1 pseudogene is annotated in these 508 nt (G+C 79.1%); it reads right to left on the bottom strand.

The annotated features are described in order from the left end of the window. Window positions 1–475, bottom strand: a pseudogene (locus C1J01_RS48570) (hypothetical protein); the annotation flags it as partial. Window positions 476–508: the final 33 nt, after the last annotated feature.

The raw sequence follows: 508 nt of genomic DNA, 5'->3' as shown, positions 1-508 counted from the left end.
GCGTGTGGGGGCGGCCGGTCTCCGGGGAGAGGCCGTGGGGCGAGCGGGTGAGGCCCTCCGGGTTGGTGGCGTTCGGGTCGAACGGTGGGGGCAGGCTCGGCTCGTCGGGCTCGGCGACCAGTTCCCCGGTGGCGGCGGGCCACGGCGGCAGGGCGTGCGGGTCGGAGACGGGCGGCGGCCACACCGGCATGCCGGCCGCGGCGGCGGTGAACGCGGGCGGCGGCTCCCACGGCGGCGCGCCCGGCACCACCGGCTTGGTGGTCCAGCCGCCGGGCTGCTGCCCCTGTCCGCTCTCCGGCTCGTTCCACGGACGCACGTCCTGGGCACGGTTGCCCGGCGTGCCGAACTGGCCGGGATACCCGCCCGGGACACCGGTTCCGCCGGTCGGCGCACCGGGCACGTTGCCTGCGCCGGGCGTGGTGTGCGCGCCGGATGGTGTGCCGGGCGTGGTGGCGCCTGGCGGGGTGCCGGGCATGGTGTGTGCGCCGGGTCGCGTGCTGGGAGGGGC

The organism is Nonomuraea aridisoli, from assembly GCF_003236395.1.
Taxonomy (GTDB): Bacteria; Actinomycetota; Actinomycetes; order Streptosporangiales; family Streptosporangiaceae; genus Nonomuraea; species Nonomuraea aridisoli.
The sequence above is the reverse complement of the archived record's forward strand: the minus strand, read 5'-3'. Positions and strand labels throughout refer to the sequence as shown.